This is a genomic window from Paenalcaligenes sp. (genome assembly GCF_030152715.1).
GTDB classification, from domain to species: Bacteria; Pseudomonadota; Gammaproteobacteria; order Burkholderiales; family Burkholderiaceae_B; genus Paenalcaligenes; species Paenalcaligenes hermetiae.
On the sequence record NZ_JASLIX010000128.1, the window covers coordinates 1 to 13,716 of the forward strand.

General features: G+C 47.9%; 15 protein-coding genes and 1 tRNA gene. 9 read left to right on the forward strand and 7 right to left on the reverse strand.

The features are described from left to right. A partial coding sequence (locus Q1V74_RS10400) for a tyrosine recombinase (RefSeq protein ID WP_300648697.1) occupies positions 1-750 on the forward strand: 750 nt, incomplete at its 5' end. A gap of 14 nt (positions 751-764) precedes the next feature. Then, entirely contained in the window at positions 765-1,247 is a 483-nt protein-coding gene (gene ybaK, locus Q1V74_RS10405; protein WP_260649226.1) for a Cys-tRNA(Pro) deacylase, read from the forward strand. 38 nt (positions 1,248-1,285) lie between these two features. Here ybaK and Q1V74_RS10410 read toward each other — a convergent pair. After that, a tRNA-Arg gene (locus Q1V74_RS10410) sits at positions 1,286-1,360 on the reverse strand. Between the two features lie 94 nt (positions 1,361-1,454). Here Q1V74_RS10410 and tsaE point away from each other — a divergent pair. Together tsaE and Q1V74_RS10420 are read left to right on the forward strand one after the other, a co-directional pair. Then, positions 1,455-1,955 carry a tRNA (adenosine(37)-N6)-threonylcarbamoyltransferase complex ATPase subunit type 1 TsaE gene (gene tsaE, locus Q1V74_RS10415; RefSeq protein WP_300648700.1) on the forward strand — a complete coding sequence of 167 codons (501 nt, stop codon included), beginning with the start codon at positions 1,455-1,457 and terminating at the stop codon, positions 1,953-1,955. After that, the gene (locus Q1V74_RS10420) at positions 1,925-3,271 is read left to right on the forward strand and encodes an N-acetylmuramoyl-L-alanine amidase (protein ID WP_300648702.1); all 1,347 of its coding nucleotides are present in this window, start codon (positions 1,925-1,927) and stop codon (positions 3,269-3,271) included. The genes tsaE and Q1V74_RS10420 overlap by 31 nt, the downstream gene beginning before the upstream one ends. A gap of 58 nt (positions 3,272-3,329) precedes the next feature. Here Q1V74_RS10420 and Q1V74_RS10425 read toward each other — a convergent pair whose 3' ends face one another. Further along, positions 3,330-3,971, reverse strand: coding sequence for a VTT domain-containing protein (locus tag Q1V74_RS10425; protein WP_300648704.1), 642 nt, complete (start codon positions 3,969-3,971; stop codon positions 3,330-3,332). A 104-nt stretch (positions 3,972-4,075) separates the two neighbouring features. Here Q1V74_RS10425 and mutL point away from each other — a divergent pair, with 104 nt between their 5' ends. After that, positions 4,076-5,863, forward strand: coding sequence for a DNA mismatch repair endonuclease MutL (gene mutL, locus Q1V74_RS10430; protein ID WP_300648706.1), 1,788 nt, complete (start codon positions 4,076-4,078; stop codon positions 5,861-5,863). Positions 5,864-5,866: 3 nt separating this feature from the next. Beyond that, entirely contained in the window at positions 5,867-6,802 is a 936-nt protein-coding gene (gene miaA, locus Q1V74_RS10435) for a tRNA (adenosine(37)-N6)-dimethylallyltransferase MiaA (RefSeq protein WP_300648708.1), read from the forward strand. 74 nt (positions 6,803-6,876) lie between these two features. On the opposite strand, the gene purM is transcribed toward miaA, so the two are convergent. After that, positions 6,877-7,926 carry a phosphoribosylformylglycinamidine cyclo-ligase gene (purM, locus tag Q1V74_RS10440; RefSeq protein ID WP_260649231.1) on the reverse strand — a complete coding sequence of 350 codons (1,050 nt, stop codon included), beginning with the start codon at positions 7,924-7,926 and terminating at the stop codon, positions 6,877-6,879. A 230-nt stretch (positions 7,927-8,156) separates the two neighbouring features. Here purM and Q1V74_RS10445 point away from each other — a divergent pair, with 230 nt between their 5' ends. The 3 genes from Q1V74_RS10445 to folK are packed head-to-tail and all read left to right on the forward strand — an operon-like array spanning position 8,157 to position 10,716. Then, positions 8,157-8,858, forward strand: coding sequence for an HAD family hydrolase (locus tag Q1V74_RS10445; protein WP_260649232.1), 702 nt, complete (start codon positions 8,157-8,159; stop codon positions 8,856-8,858). An 8-nt stretch (positions 8,859-8,866) separates the two neighbouring features. Further along, the gene (pcnB, locus tag Q1V74_RS10450; RefSeq protein WP_300648711.1) at positions 8,867-10,231 is read left to right on the forward strand and encodes a polynucleotide adenylyltransferase PcnB; all 1,365 of its coding nucleotides are present in this window, start codon (positions 8,867-8,869) and stop codon (positions 10,229-10,231) included. Beyond that, on the forward strand, positions 10,228-10,716 hold the full coding sequence (gene folK, locus Q1V74_RS10455) for a 2-amino-4-hydroxy-6-hydroxymethyldihydropteridine diphosphokinase (protein WP_260649234.1): 489 nt from the start codon (positions 10,228-10,230) through the stop codon (positions 10,714-10,716). The genes pcnB and folK overlap by 4 nt, the downstream gene beginning before the upstream one ends. A gap of 81 nt (positions 10,717-10,797) precedes the next feature. Here the strand turns inward: folK and Q1V74_RS10460 are convergent, their stop codons facing one another. The 4 genes from Q1V74_RS10460 to Q1V74_RS10475 all read right to left on the reverse strand — a co-directional run. Further along, positions 10,798-10,965, reverse strand: a complete 168-nt coding sequence (locus Q1V74_RS10460) for a hypothetical protein (RefSeq protein WP_260649235.1) — start codon at positions 10,963-10,965, stop codon at positions 10,798-10,800. A gap of 1 nt (position 10,966) precedes the next feature. Next, positions 10,967-12,058, reverse strand: a complete 1,092-nt coding sequence (locus tag Q1V74_RS10465) for a YeeE/YedE family protein (protein ID WP_260649236.1) — start codon at positions 12,056-12,058, stop codon at positions 10,967-10,969. 8 nt (positions 12,059-12,066) lie between these two features. Then, positions 12,067-13,023: a rhodanese-like domain-containing protein gene (locus Q1V74_RS10470; protein WP_300648714.1), complete on the reverse strand. Its 957-nt coding sequence runs from the start codon at positions 13,021-13,023 to the stop codon at positions 12,067-12,069. A 161-nt stretch (positions 13,024-13,184) separates the two neighbouring features. Next, on the reverse strand, positions 13,185-13,716 hold a 532-nt coding region (locus Q1V74_RS10475; protein ID WP_300648715.1), incomplete at its 5' end, for a fumarate hydratase C-terminal domain-containing protein.

Sequence of the window (13,716 nt, forward strand, 5' to 3'; positions counted from 1 at the left end):
TCTACCGAGCAGCTTCAAGCATGGCTAGATGACCCTACCGCCAACGCTTCGCCCAGTACGGTTAACCGACGTATTGCTAGTATCAAGAAGTTTTTCCATTGGCTCTGTGACCAAGACCCAACGTATCACAATCCAGCAGAATCCTTACGCCCACTAAAAATCACGACCACACCTAGCGAACCGTTGACCCATGCCGATATTGATGCCCTGCTACAAGCTCCAAACACCCAACACCGACTGGGCTTACGTGATAAAAGCATGCTTGAACTTCTCTATGCAACGGGGATGCGTGTCAGTGAGCTCGTAGCGCTACGCCTAGAGCAGCTAGACTTAGCGCAAGGAGTACTACGGGTTATTCATCCAAACCCACACAGTATCCAAGAACGGCTAATCCCTATCGGAGAGGACGCAAAATACTGGCTAGAGCGTTATTTATTACACGCTCGCCCGTTGATTTTGCGGCAGCGGCAAAGTGATGCTGTATTCATCAGCACGCAAGGCAAAGCAATGACACGACAAGGTTTTTGGCTCATTATTAAAAAATACGCCCAACAAGCCCAGCTTACACAAGATTTATCCCCACATAGCTTGCGCCATGCGTTTGCGTCGCATTTATTAAATAATGGTGCTGACGTGGCCATGGTGCAGCTTTTACTTGGCCATAAAAATCCAAGCACCACCCAAATCTATAGTCACATTACTCGTGAGCGTTTACGTCAGCTACATGCTCAACACCATCCTAGAGCGTAACTTAGCTTATCATCATGGCAAAAAAAACAAGTGAAACCCCAGCCACTCTCTGGCTTAAACAACGTAAAATTCCATTCAGTGAGCACATCTACGACTATGCTGCCAAAGGCGGTGCTAATGATGCTGCTAAAAAATTAGGGCTTGACCCACATATCACGATCAAAACATTAGTGATGGAAGACGAAAAAAAACAGCCTTTAATTATTCTTATGCATGGAGACCAAGAGGTTTCGACTAAAAATCTTGCCAGACAAACGGGAGTCAAGCACATTCAGCCTTGTGAACCAAATACAGCTCAACGTCACTCGGGCTATTTAGTTGGTGGCACTTCGCCCTTTGGAACGCGTAAAACCATGCCAGTCTGGGTACAAAAAAGTATTTTGGATTATGAAAGCATCTATATTAATGGGGGCAAGCGAGGTCTACTAATACAAATCAACCCAAAAATTTTGGTTGATTATCTTAAGGCAAAACCCGTGGATGTAGCACTAGACTAAACCCATTCCCACTATCTTTTCTGTCAGCCTCCTAACCCTGGCGGCCCCAGCAGGAATCGAACCTGCAATCTTCCCTTAGGAGGGGAAAGTTATATCCATTTAACTATGGGGCCAAAAGACCTAAAATTATAAAAACAACTCCTTGCCACGGCAATACTTTGTGGCTTATTTTTGCCTTCGATTGCGCATTTACATTATTTAACGCTTATGCTGAGCTTTGACCCTTTACTTGCTTCCGCCACCTTTTATCTTGCAGATGAAAACGCCACTATAGCGCTAGCCCAACAACTCGCCCAAATCGTTCATCCGGCTCAAAGCCGCATCCACCTTTACCTACAAGGGGACTTAGGTGCAGGGAAAACAGCATTTACTCGTGCTTTTTTACGATCTCTTGGCGTAACTGGCCGAATAAAAAGCCCCAGCTATGCGTTGCTAGAAAGCTATAAAGTTTCTAGTTTTAACCTGTACCACCTTGATTTTTATCGATTTAATGACCCCGAGGAATGGGTTGAAGCCGGTTTTCGTGATATTCTAGAAGAAGAAAATGCGGTGGTTTTAATTGAGTGGCCTGATAAAGCCGGCGGTCTACTGCCCGCCCCTGACCTCAATTTGTTCCTTCAGTATGAAAACGAAGGACGACGTCTCACCATCACTGCCCATAGTATCAAAGGACAAACATGGCTAAAAACAATCACACAGAACAACTAGATGCGGGGTTATGCCCAAACCGACGTCGTTTTGTGGCTTCGGCAACGACGTTATTGGTATTTCCAATCGTGCCTCGTATCGCCCACGCCAACAGCATTGTTGCCGTGCGTACTTGGCCTGCCGATGATTACACCCGTGTCACCCTGGAATTAGATCGTGAATTAAAATCCGAACACTTTACCTTAGCCAACCCACACCGCATGGTGATTGATCTGCATGGTATCACGATCAACTCCACATTACGTGAACTCGTGTCTAAGGTTCGTGCCAACGACCCTTACATTAGTGATGTACGAGTAGGGCAGTTTCAACCAGATGTAGTACGCTTGGTATTAGATCTCAAACAGCCTATTGCGCCGCAGGTCTTTACCCTCAAGCCTATTGGTGAATATAAATATCGCTTAGTCATCGATCTTTACCCCTTGGTGGCTCGTGACCCCCTGCTTGCCTTGCAAAACGCAGAGGATACCGACCCTTTGGCGGCTGTACTCGAGCAGCTCGCTCAATCGCAGCCCTCTGTTCCAGTACCCACCGTTAAAGGTCAAACAGCCCCCCCTGTTGCGGCAACGCCTCCTCCGGCCCAGCTACCTAAGGTCACGCCTACACCCGCTAACCGCCCAATTTTAATTGCGCTTGACCCAGGACACGGAGGCGAAGACCCCGGTGCCATTGGTCCCGGCGGTACACGCGAAAAAGATGTGGTACTACAAATCGCCCATCGTCTCAAAAAGCTTATTGACGCCCAACCCAATATGCGTGCTTATATGACACGCGATAAGGACTTTTTTGTTCCACTTGGGGTGCGCGTTCAAAAAGCTCGTCGTGTAAAAGCGGATTTATTTATTTCTATCCACGCTGATGCTTGGATTAAGCCATCTGCTCGCGGCTCTTCTGTATATGCTTTATCGCAAACTGGCGCTACCAGCTCTGCAGCTAGCTGGTTAGCAAAAAAAGAAAACGAAGCGGATTTGGTCGGTGGTATTAATATTGGTTCCCATAATAAACAGGTAGCTCAAGTCTTGTTGGATCTTTCCACCGCAGCACAAATCAATGACTCGATTCGCGTAGGTACAGGTGTGCTTTCCGAAATCGGTAAAATCAATAAGCTCCATAAACGACAAGTTGAGCGTGCTGGCTTTGCGGTACTCAAAGCCCCAGACATCCCCTCGATTCTCATTGAAACCGCTTTTATCAGTAACCCAACAGAGGAAAAGCTGTTACGTAGCCCAGCACATCAAGAAAAGCTCGCTCGCGCCATGCTTAATGGCATCCAAGATTATTTTAAATCTGGTGCCGCTTTAGCACAGCGCTCCTAGCTCCAAAGTAAAGGCCGTAGATACCACGGCCTTTGTACAAGCATCTCGTTAAATGTATTTATTTTAAAGCGCGACGGCTTTGTATAAAGCGCCAAGCTACTCCGGCCGCAACAGGTACAGCTGCCGCGCTAATACCAATTAAGACGATTGTACTCAAATGTTCTTTAATAATAGGGACATTACCAAAGAAATACCCGAGTGTAATCAAACCAAAAATCCACAACCCTGCCCCTAGAAAATTGTACGCTTGAAAGCGCCACACAGGCATGCTCCCCACCCCTGCTACAAAAGGAGCAAATGTTCGAAACACAGGTAAAAACCGTGACATAACTACTGTTTTTCCACCATGTTTAGCATAAAAAGCCTGTGTTTTAAGCAAAGCTTTTTTATCCAGAAAACGGGACTCAGTACTAAACACCTTGGGGCCAATATACCGCCCCACATGATAGTTAACTGTATTCCCTAATATTGCAGCCACAAATAGAAGCAGTGCTAGAGCTACCGGGTTCAATAGTCCGGAAGCCCCAAAAGCTCCTGCAATGAACAATAAAGAATCGCCTGGCAAAAACGGTAACACCACTAAACCGGTTTCCCCAAAAATAATCAAAAACAAGATTAAATAAATCCAAGCCCCATACTGCTCCACCCATAACCCCAGGTACTGATCAATATGCAATAACATGGTTAAAATCTCAGGCATGGTTCCCCTTTAAACGAAATGATATTTTGATATAGCTGGCATTGTACGCCGTTTTTCCGGCAACGCATGCACTACAATAGTGACCAGATTTTATAGATAACGCCATGACATACCGTACGATTCAACCCCTACCTCCCTTACTGGTTAGCCAAATAGCAGCCGGAGAGGTCATTGAGCGCCCAGCATCGGTGCTCAAAGAACTTCTCGAAAATGCGCTAGACGCCGGTGCACAAACTATTGAGATCCGTCTTGATGGAGGAGGAATACGCCGTATCGCTGTCACCGACGACGGTCACGGTATCCCAAAAGAGCAGTTGCATTTGGCGTTAACCCAGCACGCTACCAGTAAAATTCGCTCTCTCGAGGAGCTCGAGGCTGTCGCCTCAATGGGTTTTAGAGGCGAGGCGCTGCCATCTATTGCCTCGGTAGCCACGTTAAGCCTACGCTCCCGTACCGCCGATGCCGAACATGCTTGGGAACTACACGCTGGACAATTAGAACCCCAGCCTAGCTCCGGCAGCCGCGGTACGACTGTAGATGTACGACAAATTTTTGATCATATTCCTGCCCGGCGTAAGTTTTTACGTACAGAATCCACTGAGTTGGGCCACTGCATTACGGCTGCTGAACGTATTGCCCTTGCCCACCCGCATGTGGCTTTTCGAATTTTTCATAATAATAAAATCAGCCGCCATTGGCCCTCCGGGACTATACAGGACCGTATCATGCAAATTTTGGGGGCTGATTTTGTGGAGCAATGCGTCGGGGTCGAAGCCGAACACGATTTAATCCGTCTCGAGGGTCTCACTATTCGCCCCGCTTTTGCTAAAAGTCGTACCGATCAGACCTTCACCTTTGTCAATGGTCGCTTTGTTCGCGACCGTCTCATGATTGCGGCCATTCACTCCGCTTATAAGGATGTACTCCATGGCGATCGTAAGCCGGCTTATGTTCTTTATCTTTCCGTCGATCCCACTTCTTTGGATGTGAATGTGCACCCCGCCAAGCACGAAGTCCGTTTTCGAGAACAAAATGCTGTGTTTGGTTTTATTCAAACTCATCTGCAACAGGCTCTGGCTGAAAACCAAGCACAGCGGGTACAACAATCAGAGCCTTCTGCTCCTCATACCACACCACCCAGCTCTAGCGCCATACCGCGAGCTCAACAACATTTTGCGCTTCATGAGCCTCAGCAACCTGCGCCCAGTGCTGAGCAATGGCAAGACTTTTATGCCCCCCTTACAACGCCCCCTTCCTCGACTCCAACTGCCCCTACACTACAGCAGGTCACAGAGCTAGCCGCTGAGGCTCTCCCCATGGGTATGGCCTTAGCTCAATTACACGGGGTATATATTTTATCGCAGGTTAAAAACGGATTAATTCTGGTGGATATGCACGCAGCGCATGAGCGTGTGGTCTATGAAAAGCTCAAACAAGCGACGGATCAACGTGACCTTCCCATGCAGGAACTCCTGGTTCCAGTGGTTTTTTCATGCAGCCAAACAGAGAGTGCTCTCGTAGAGGAATTTCAAAGTCAACTTGAAACCCTCGGATTGATCATGCGCCCCACTGGTCCCACTTCTGTCGCCGTACGGGCTGTGCCTGCCTTATTAGCCAATGGCGATATCGAAGCCTTAGCCCGCCATGTTTTGGCAGACCTACAACGTTTTGGGCAATCAACTCGCCTTGAAGCCCAACGCAATGAGCTTCTATCTACCATGGCTTGTCATGGCGCCGTACGCGCCAATCGCCAGCTTACACTCACCGAAATGAATGCGTTGTTAAGAGAAATGGAAAAAACAGACCGGGCCGATCTGTGTAATCATGGGCGCCCTACCTGGTTTTACTGGAGTATGAGTGATCTGGATAAGTTATTTTTACGAGGCCAATAACAAATGACAGAACCGACTATTATTTGTTTAACAGGCCCAACAGCAGCAGGGAAAAGTGCCTCTACCCTAGCCATCGCACAACGCTGGGATGTAGAAATTATTGTCATGGACTCAGCCACCATTTATCGTGGTATGGATATAGGCACCGCTAAACCCTCCCCTCAAGAGCAAGCCCTGGTGCCCCATCATTTGATTGATATTCTAGATCCTGCTCAAAGCTATTCCGCTGCTGGTTTTGTCCACGACACGGAACAACTGATTGACGCAATCCATGCCCGCGGTAAGCATGTTCTTCTGTGTGGTGGCACCCTCCTCTATTACAAAGCCCTACGCGAAGGACTGAGCCAACTTCCTGAGTCCACCCCTGCCCTACGCGCACAGCTCGATGAAGAAGCCGCAGAAAAAGGATGGCCAGCTCTACACGCCGAGCTCGCCACGGTCGACCCTGAGACGGCTCAGCGCCTCGCTCCCAATGACAGCCAACGTATACAGCGCGCGCTCGAAATTTATCGCCAAAGCGGCAAGCCCATGTCCCAATGGCTACGGGATGCGCCCCCAAAACCCTTACGTCAGCGCCGGTATCACACACTCAGTTTAGAGCCTACCGAACGCCAACAACTTAGCCCACGTATTGCTCAGCGTTACCAGCAAATGATTGAACAGGGGCTCGTCGCTGAAGTCCAAGCGCTTTTTCAGCGTCCAGACTTACACGTGGGTTTACCTTCGATTCGTAGTGTGGGCTATAGACAAATTTGGGATTATTTAGCCGGTGACTATGATTTGGACGTGGCCATTGAAAAAGCAATTATCGCTACGCGTCAATTAGCGAAACGACAAATGACATGGCTCCGTAGCATGCCTGAGCGTCAACGCATTGATTGCATGCTCGCCCACCGTGCTGATTTGGTCGTGGATGCGGTTGCTCGCTATTGGTCCTAGCATGGCGCCGCTGCTATACCATAAAAAAAGCTGGGTATTACCCAGCTTTTTTATTCAAACCCAACCAAAAAGGATTAGGCGATCACAACCTTGGGCTCATCTTGGGTGCGTGCCACTACCTGACCTAAGCGGTAAACTGTTTCCCCTTGGTCCACAAAAGCAGCCTGAATCGCACTGGCTTGTTCTGCCGGTACCACTACAATCATGCCAATACCGCAGTTAAAAACACGCCACATTTCTTCGTCTTCCACACCACCGTTTTCTTGTAGCCACTGAAATAACGCTGGCATTGTCCATGCGGAACGATCAATATGTGCAGCCGTATGCGGCGGCAATACACGTGGAATGTTTTCTAATAAGCCACCGCCCGTAATATGGACCAAGCCTTTAATCGCTGTACCAAAAGACTCAAGCACCGCTAATACCGGCTTCACATACAAACGGGTTGGAGCCATCACCACGTCAGCAAATGTCTGCCCATCTAATTCATCAGTAGGACGTACATTGGCATGCTTTAGAATTTTTCGAATTAACGAGTAACCGTTGGAGTGCGCGCCGCTCGATGCTAAGCCTAAAATCACGTCCCCCTCTGTAATCGTTTCGCCCGTAATGATTTTGGATTTTTCCACAGCGCCCACGGCAAAACCTGCTAAATCGTATTCACCATCGGGATACATACCGGGCATTTCCGCGGTTTCACCACCGATTAATGCACAGCCAGATAGCTCACAGCCTTTAGCAATACCAGCAACAACATCTGTCGCCGTATCCAAATCGAGCTTGCCACAAGCAAAATAATCTAAAAAATAAAGCGGCTCAGCGCCCTGGACCAAAATATCATTGACACTCATTGCTACAAGGTCAATACCTACCGTGTCATGACGCTGCCATTCGAAAGCTAAGCGCAACTTGGTACCAACACCATCGGTGCCTGAGACCAACACGGGCTCTTTTAAATGTTTAGGCAACTCGAACATTGCGCCAAAGCCACCTAAGCCAGCCAAAACGCCTGGGCGCATCGTGCGTGCGGCAAGTGGTTTAATACGGGAAACGAGCTCGTCACCCGCTTCAATATCGACCCCTGCATCGCGGTAGGTCAAGGATACGGATTGATTATTTGTCATGAATAAAGCCGAGGGAGAGGTAAAATTACTAAAAGTACAAATTGTACCGGAGCTACGAGCAAAGCCGCAGCGAAACGCTTATATTTTAATGGGTATTAACGAAGTCTGCAGCTTTTAAACACGAGAATCACTTTGTGTTTGTATAATTGGCTAAAATCGAATCTATTTTGTCCTATTCCTTAGCAGGTGAACGTTCTCATCACCCTTATGCTTTTCTTTTGTGAGTCTGCATGAATTCCCCACAAAACCTTGCTTTATTTGATTTAGACCATACCTTATTGCCTTTGGATAGTGACTACCAATGGGCTGATTTTTTAGCGCGTACTGGTCGAGCCGGCGATCCTGCCGAAGCGCAACGCCGTAACGAAGAGCTCATGGATCTCTATAATGCAGGTCGCCTCACCGCTGAAGCTTCTGCCGAGTTCATGTTAGGCTTAATTGCTAATCGTCCTCGCGAAGTCCTCATGGAATGGCAAAATGCCTTCATGGAAGAAGTCATCATTCCCGCCATTCTGCCCCAAGCACAACAGCTTGTAGATCAACATTTAGCTCAGGGCGATCTCTGTGCCATCGTAACCGCCACGAATGAATTCGTCACAGCCCCTATTGCTAAGCATCTGGGCTTCGAGCATTTAATTGCCACCATTCCTGAAAGCCAAGACGGTATGTATACAGGACGCATTTATGGTGTTCCTTCTTTCCAAGAGGGGAAAATCACACGCGTGGACCAGTGGCTCCACGAGCTCGGTTTACGTCGTGACCAGTTTGAAAAAATCTGGTTCTACAGTGACTCACCTAACGATTTGCCCTTAATGGAGGTCGTGTCTCATCCTGTAGCCACCAATCCAAGCGATCGTCTACGTCAAATTGCCCAAGAACGCAATTGGCAAATTATTGATCTATTTGACGATTTACTTGATGCAAAATCCTAATTCAACGCATGCTAAAACAAACCATTAGAAACTTTGTTTCTAGACTTTTTTCTAATTCTGCACGACGCTCCAAAGGTCCTCAACGCTTGCCATTTGAACAGCATCGCATCGATAGGCGTTTAGTTTCTCGTCACGCTATCAAAGTATGCGAAGTGCTTCAACAAGCAGGCTTCGAGGCCTATATTGTCGGGGGAGCAGTACGCGATCTTTTAGTCGGCCTAGAGCCCAAAGACTTTGATGTAGCGACCAATGCTACCCCCGAACAAATTCGCCCCCTTTTTAGGCGGGCACGTATCATCGGGCGCCGTTTCAAGCTGGTACATGTGGTTTTTGGGCGTGAGATTATCGAGACCTCTACCTTTAGAGCCGATAACAAACAACATGAAATCACAGACGCCCACGGCCGTATTTTGCGTGACAATGATTATGGCGAGCTAAAAGACGATGCCATGCGTCGTGACTTTACACTCAATGCGCTTTATTACGACCCTACCTCTGAAACTGTAATTGACTACCATCAAGGGGTAGATGATTTAAAAAAGCGTACGGTACGTATTATTGGCGATGCCGAAACACGCTATCGCGAAGACCCGGTACGTATGTTACGTGCCCTACGTTTTGCCGCGAAACTGGATGCCACCATTGACCCCGGCACCCATGCCCCTATTGCACAGCTTGCTCATCTCATTGAAAATGTCCCCGAATCACGCCTTTTTGATGAAAGCATTAAATTGCTGGCTTGCGGTAATGCAATGGTGTGCTTAAAAATGCTTCAGGCAGAAGGTCTTGGCGAGCAGCTCTTTCCTATGCTAGAGCAGCTCTTACATCGAGATGAAGATCGGGCCTTTATCGACCTGGCTCTCAGTCGTACGGATGCTCGTGTTCGCAGTGGTAAAACCATTAGCCCAAGCTTTCTGTTTGCGACCTTGCTTTGGCCTATTGTTCGTGAAAAATGGCAGGCTTATCAAAAACAAGGTATGCATCCAGCACAGGCTATTACTCATGCCAGTGATGACGCCTTGCAGCTCCAGTCGCGCGCCATGCCCATTCAAAAGCGCTTTCAATCAGATATGCGAGAGATCTGGTTTACACAAACTCGCTTTGAGCGCGTTAATAATCGGGCTATTTGGCGTATGATGGAACAACCTCGCTTTAGGGCTTCTGTGGACTTTTTACAATTACGCGCTGCCGTTAAAGAAGTTGACAGTGTGGACGCTCAATGGTGGATGGATCTCGCCAATGCGGATACAGAAAATCGTAGTATATTGATCGCTGAGCGCACTCCTCCAACACGTACAGGCACAGGAAAACGTCCTCGTCGCCGTAGCCGTCGTCCTCGCCGCTCCAATCAATCTAAACAGGATAACGCATGAGTGCTCCCGTTATTGCCTATGTCGCCTTAGGTGCTAATTTAGGTGACCCCATTGGTACGCTCCTTGATGCGTGTGAGGCGTTGCATCAGCTTCCAGAGACCTCGGGGGTGCAAGTATCAGGCTTTTACCGTACTGCCCCTATTGATGCCGATGGACCTGACTATATCAACGCGGTTGCTCGCCTACAAACCCGACTGAGCGCTCACCAATTATTACAGCATTTATTGGCTATAGAAAATCAACACGGGCGTGAGCGCCATTACACCAATGCGCCTCGGACCTTGGACTTAGATTTATTGTTATATGGTGACCAAACGATTCAGACCGATGACTTAATCGTTCCACACCCCCGTATGCATTTGCGGGCTTTTGTCTTACAGCCTTTGGCTGAGCTAGCTCCTAACCTGCAATTGGCCCAAGGCTCTATACAACAGCTGCTTCAGGCTTGTGCTGATCAAGCCATTACACCGCTCGATCCACACTAATATGAATACTCTCCCCGCCTAGAATGGCGGGGCTTGTTACGTACTGGGTCAAATCAAAAAATGCCTTCGATGCAAAAAATGTTAAAAGCTTGCGCAATGCCCACCAGAAGGGGCTTGCCCTGAGCCAATCGCTATAATAGGGGCTTCGAGGCGCAAGTTAATGGGTGGTGAACGATACCAGTCCCAAAGAAAAAATCCCAAGAGCACTACCCAAAACACAACCATACGTGTTCTTAACGCTTTATTCATATCAATACCCATAGTAGCGGCGAATGCGTACACCGATCAACGATCCCATAAATGCCATCACCACCCAAATCCAACCATGGACACTGCCGGTAGAAATACCACTGACCATTGCCCCTACATTACAACCAAAAGCCAAGCGTGAGCTATAGCCTAATAAAAATCCAGCCACTAAGCCCACCACCCACTGCGTTGTTGTTAACGCTTTGGTGGCATCAGTGTTCTTACGGGCACTGATCCACAAAGCCCCTGCTAGAATCCCAATGTTCGTAATCGAAGTAATATCTAAAAATACCGATTGTTGTAGCGCTTGCGCATTCACAGGTTGGCCCCAAAATGCATTTCCCGTCGGGTCAAATAAATGGGCCGCCTGAGCGATTTTGGCAGCCCACAGGCCAAATCCATATACCACTCCCCAAGGCTGCCCAGCAATAATCAAATTCAGAATGGCCAAAATCGCTAATAATACCGCTCCGATTAGCGCGGTTTTATTCCACACGCTTTTCACCGATGGGGCTGTTTTTGACCAAAGCCAGCTCATCACAGCAAGCAAAGCTAAGCCTAAAAAAGTAAGTAATAACGCCGCACTCGCGCCATAAGTGCTCACTAGACTAACCGGCTGATAAGCGCCTAGCTCTAACCACCAGCCTAAATGCGCTGAGCCTAAAAAACTGCCCAAGGCAAACATAGGCAAAATGGCCATATTCAAAGGAATACCTAATCCCGCTTTATATAAAGTACCGGAGCCACATCCATCGGCGATTTGCATGGCAGCCCCAAAAACAAATGCCCCGATCAGTAAACTAATACTCAAAGGACCTAAGGCAGCGCTCAGCTCACCTGGAAAGGCGGCTAATAATGGGATAGACACAGCGGCCGCAATCGCTAGTAACACCAGCTGAGCCAATACTCCACTGGCATCACGCTGATTAATTAAATTACGCCACCCCGTAGTAAACCCAAATCGTGCCCCGGCAAGCACCGCCCCGAGCCCTATACCTACTAAAAAGAGTAGACTCTGACGAATAGAAACAAACCATAATAAAAACAGGGCAAAAAGCGAAAAAGCCCCTGTTAACCATATTCGATGACTCATTGTTATCTCTAATTATTGAATAGCTGTTGAAACTTTAAGCGAATCTGCCCTAAGCGGTTTGGGGTATGCTCCATGGGCAACGCTTGAGCAGACTGTGTCCACTCAGCAAGTGAAGCTGGATACAGCTTCACATTTGGCAATTGTGCGATTTCGGACAAGACAAACCAATTGGTCGCTGCCCAATGTCCCGTATTACAAAATGACACGGTGTCTTGTGCTTGAGCTAAACCAGACTGCTGTACCTGTTTCTGAATGACTTCGATGGGTTTTAAGGTGGCACTATCGGTATTGAACCACTGTTGATGCGGCACGCTTTTAGCACCTGCAATCGTCCCAGGCACACTTGCGGTAGGCGCCTTGGTTTGCCCCTGAAAAAAGCTCTCTGGGCGCGCATCAAGCCACTGTGACGAAGCATCTGGCTGCTGTATTTTTTCAAGCAGCTCCTGCTGAGAAATCACAATAGCATCATTGATCTGCACCACAAAATCACTGGCCTCAGTGGTAACTGGATCTTTGCTGATAGGGAGCTTTTGTTTTTGCCATTGTTGGTAACCACCATTGAGCACACTTAACTGAGTTAACCCCGCATATTTAAATGTCCAATATACGCGAGCCGCGGCCCCAAAATCCGTCTGGCTATCCCCTTCTGCATACACAATCACATGATCTTGTGCGCTTAGCCCTAACTGCCGGATTCGTTGCTGCAATGTGTCTTTTTCAATTAACTGTCCCGGATTATTCGCTGGGCCACGCCACAACGCGTACGGCGCAGACAATGCGTGTGGAACATGCCCTTTTTCATAGTCTTCTTTTGCACGTATGTCCACCACTTTCACCTGAGGCAAATCCACCAACTGGGACAAGGTCAATGCATCTACCACTGGCTGTACCACTGGGCCAGCAAACAAACCGTGTCCCCACCACAAACTGAACGTTAAAACCAATACCGCACGTAATTTTGTCATTAAGCACTCCACCAGATCACCCAAAACTAAAAACTAGGGTTCACTTTTCTTACTATGGGGCTCAATTTTCACACACAGTCAACCACCTAAATAAATAAACTTTAGCTATATGTTTATATACAAAAATGCCCCTATGACGGGGCATTTATTAGAATAGGTAATTAGGCTGAGACAATAGGAATGGTTTTAATCATTTCTTTCCAATGCGCTGGTCCGGTTTGATGCACGGACTCACCCGTTGCATCTACTGCCACCGTTACCGGCATGTCTTTGACCTCAAACTCGTAAATGGCTTCCATACCTAAATCCTCAAAACCCACTACTTTTGCCGTTTTGATCGCTTTAGAAACCAAATACGCCGCCCCACCAACCGCCATTAAATAGGCCGATTTATGCTTTTTAATGGCTTCAATGGCTTTGGGACCACGCTCTGCTTTACCAATCATAGCAATCAGCCCCGTTTGCGCTAGCATCATCTCTGTGAAGCTATCCATACGCGTCGCTGTAGTTGGCCCCGCTGGACCAACGGCCTCGTCACCCACCGGATCAACAGGCCCCACGTAATAAATCACACGATTAGTAAAATCCACCGGCAGTGGTTCGCCCTTTGCTAACATGGTTTGAATACGCTTATGCGCCGCATCGCGCCCAGTCAGCATTTTCCCAGACAATAATAAAGTTTCACCTGGTTTC

Excerpts from the sequence above, each read along its gene's own strand:
- Q1V74_RS10465 (WP_260649236.1), bottom strand. The coding sequence starts at position 12,058 with ATGAGTCATCGAATATGGTTAACAGGGGCTTTTTCGCTTTTTGCCCTG.
- ybaK (WP_260649226.1), top strand. The coding sequence starts at position 765 with ATGGCAAAAAAAACAAGTGAAACCCCAGCCACTCTCTGGCTTAAACAA.
- tsaE (WP_300648700.1), top strand. The coding sequence starts at position 1,455 with ATGCTGAGCTTTGACCCTTTACTTGCTTCCGCCACCTTTTATCTTGCA.
- Q1V74_RS10445 (WP_260649232.1), top strand. The coding sequence starts at position 8,157 with ATGAATTCCCCACAAAACCTTGCTTTATTTGATTTAGACCATACCTTA.
- Q1V74_RS10420 (WP_300648702.1), top strand. The coding sequence starts at position 1,925 with ATGGCTAAAAACAATCACACAGAACAACTAGATGCGGGGTTATGCCCA.
- purM (WP_260649231.1), bottom strand. The coding sequence starts at position 7,926 with ATGACAAATAATCAATCCGTATCCTTGACCTACCGCGATGCAGGGGTC.
- pcnB (WP_300648711.1), top strand. The coding sequence starts at position 8,867 with ATGCTAAAACAAACCATTAGAAACTTTGTTTCTAGACTTTTTTCTAAT.
- miaA (WP_300648708.1), top strand. The coding sequence starts at position 5,867 with ATGACAGAACCGACTATTATTTGTTTAACAGGCCCAACAGCAGCAGGG.
- Q1V74_RS10470 (WP_300648714.1), bottom strand. The coding sequence starts at position 13,023 with ATGACAAAATTACGTGCGGTATTGGTTTTAACGTTCAGTTTGTGGTGG.
- mutL (WP_300648706.1), top strand. The coding sequence starts at position 4,076 with ATGACATACCGTACGATTCAACCCCTACCTCCCTTACTGGTTAGCCAA.
- Q1V74_RS10460 (WP_260649235.1), bottom strand. The coding sequence starts at position 10,965 with ATGAATAAAGCGTTAAGAACACGTATGGTTGTGTTTTGGGTAGTGCTC.
- Q1V74_RS10425 (WP_300648704.1), bottom strand. The coding sequence starts at position 3,971 with ATGCCTGAGATTTTAACCATGTTATTGCATATTGATCAGTACCTGGGG.
- folK (WP_260649234.1), top strand. The coding sequence starts at position 10,228 with ATGAGTGCTCCCGTTATTGCCTATGTCGCCTTAGGTGCTAATTTAGGT.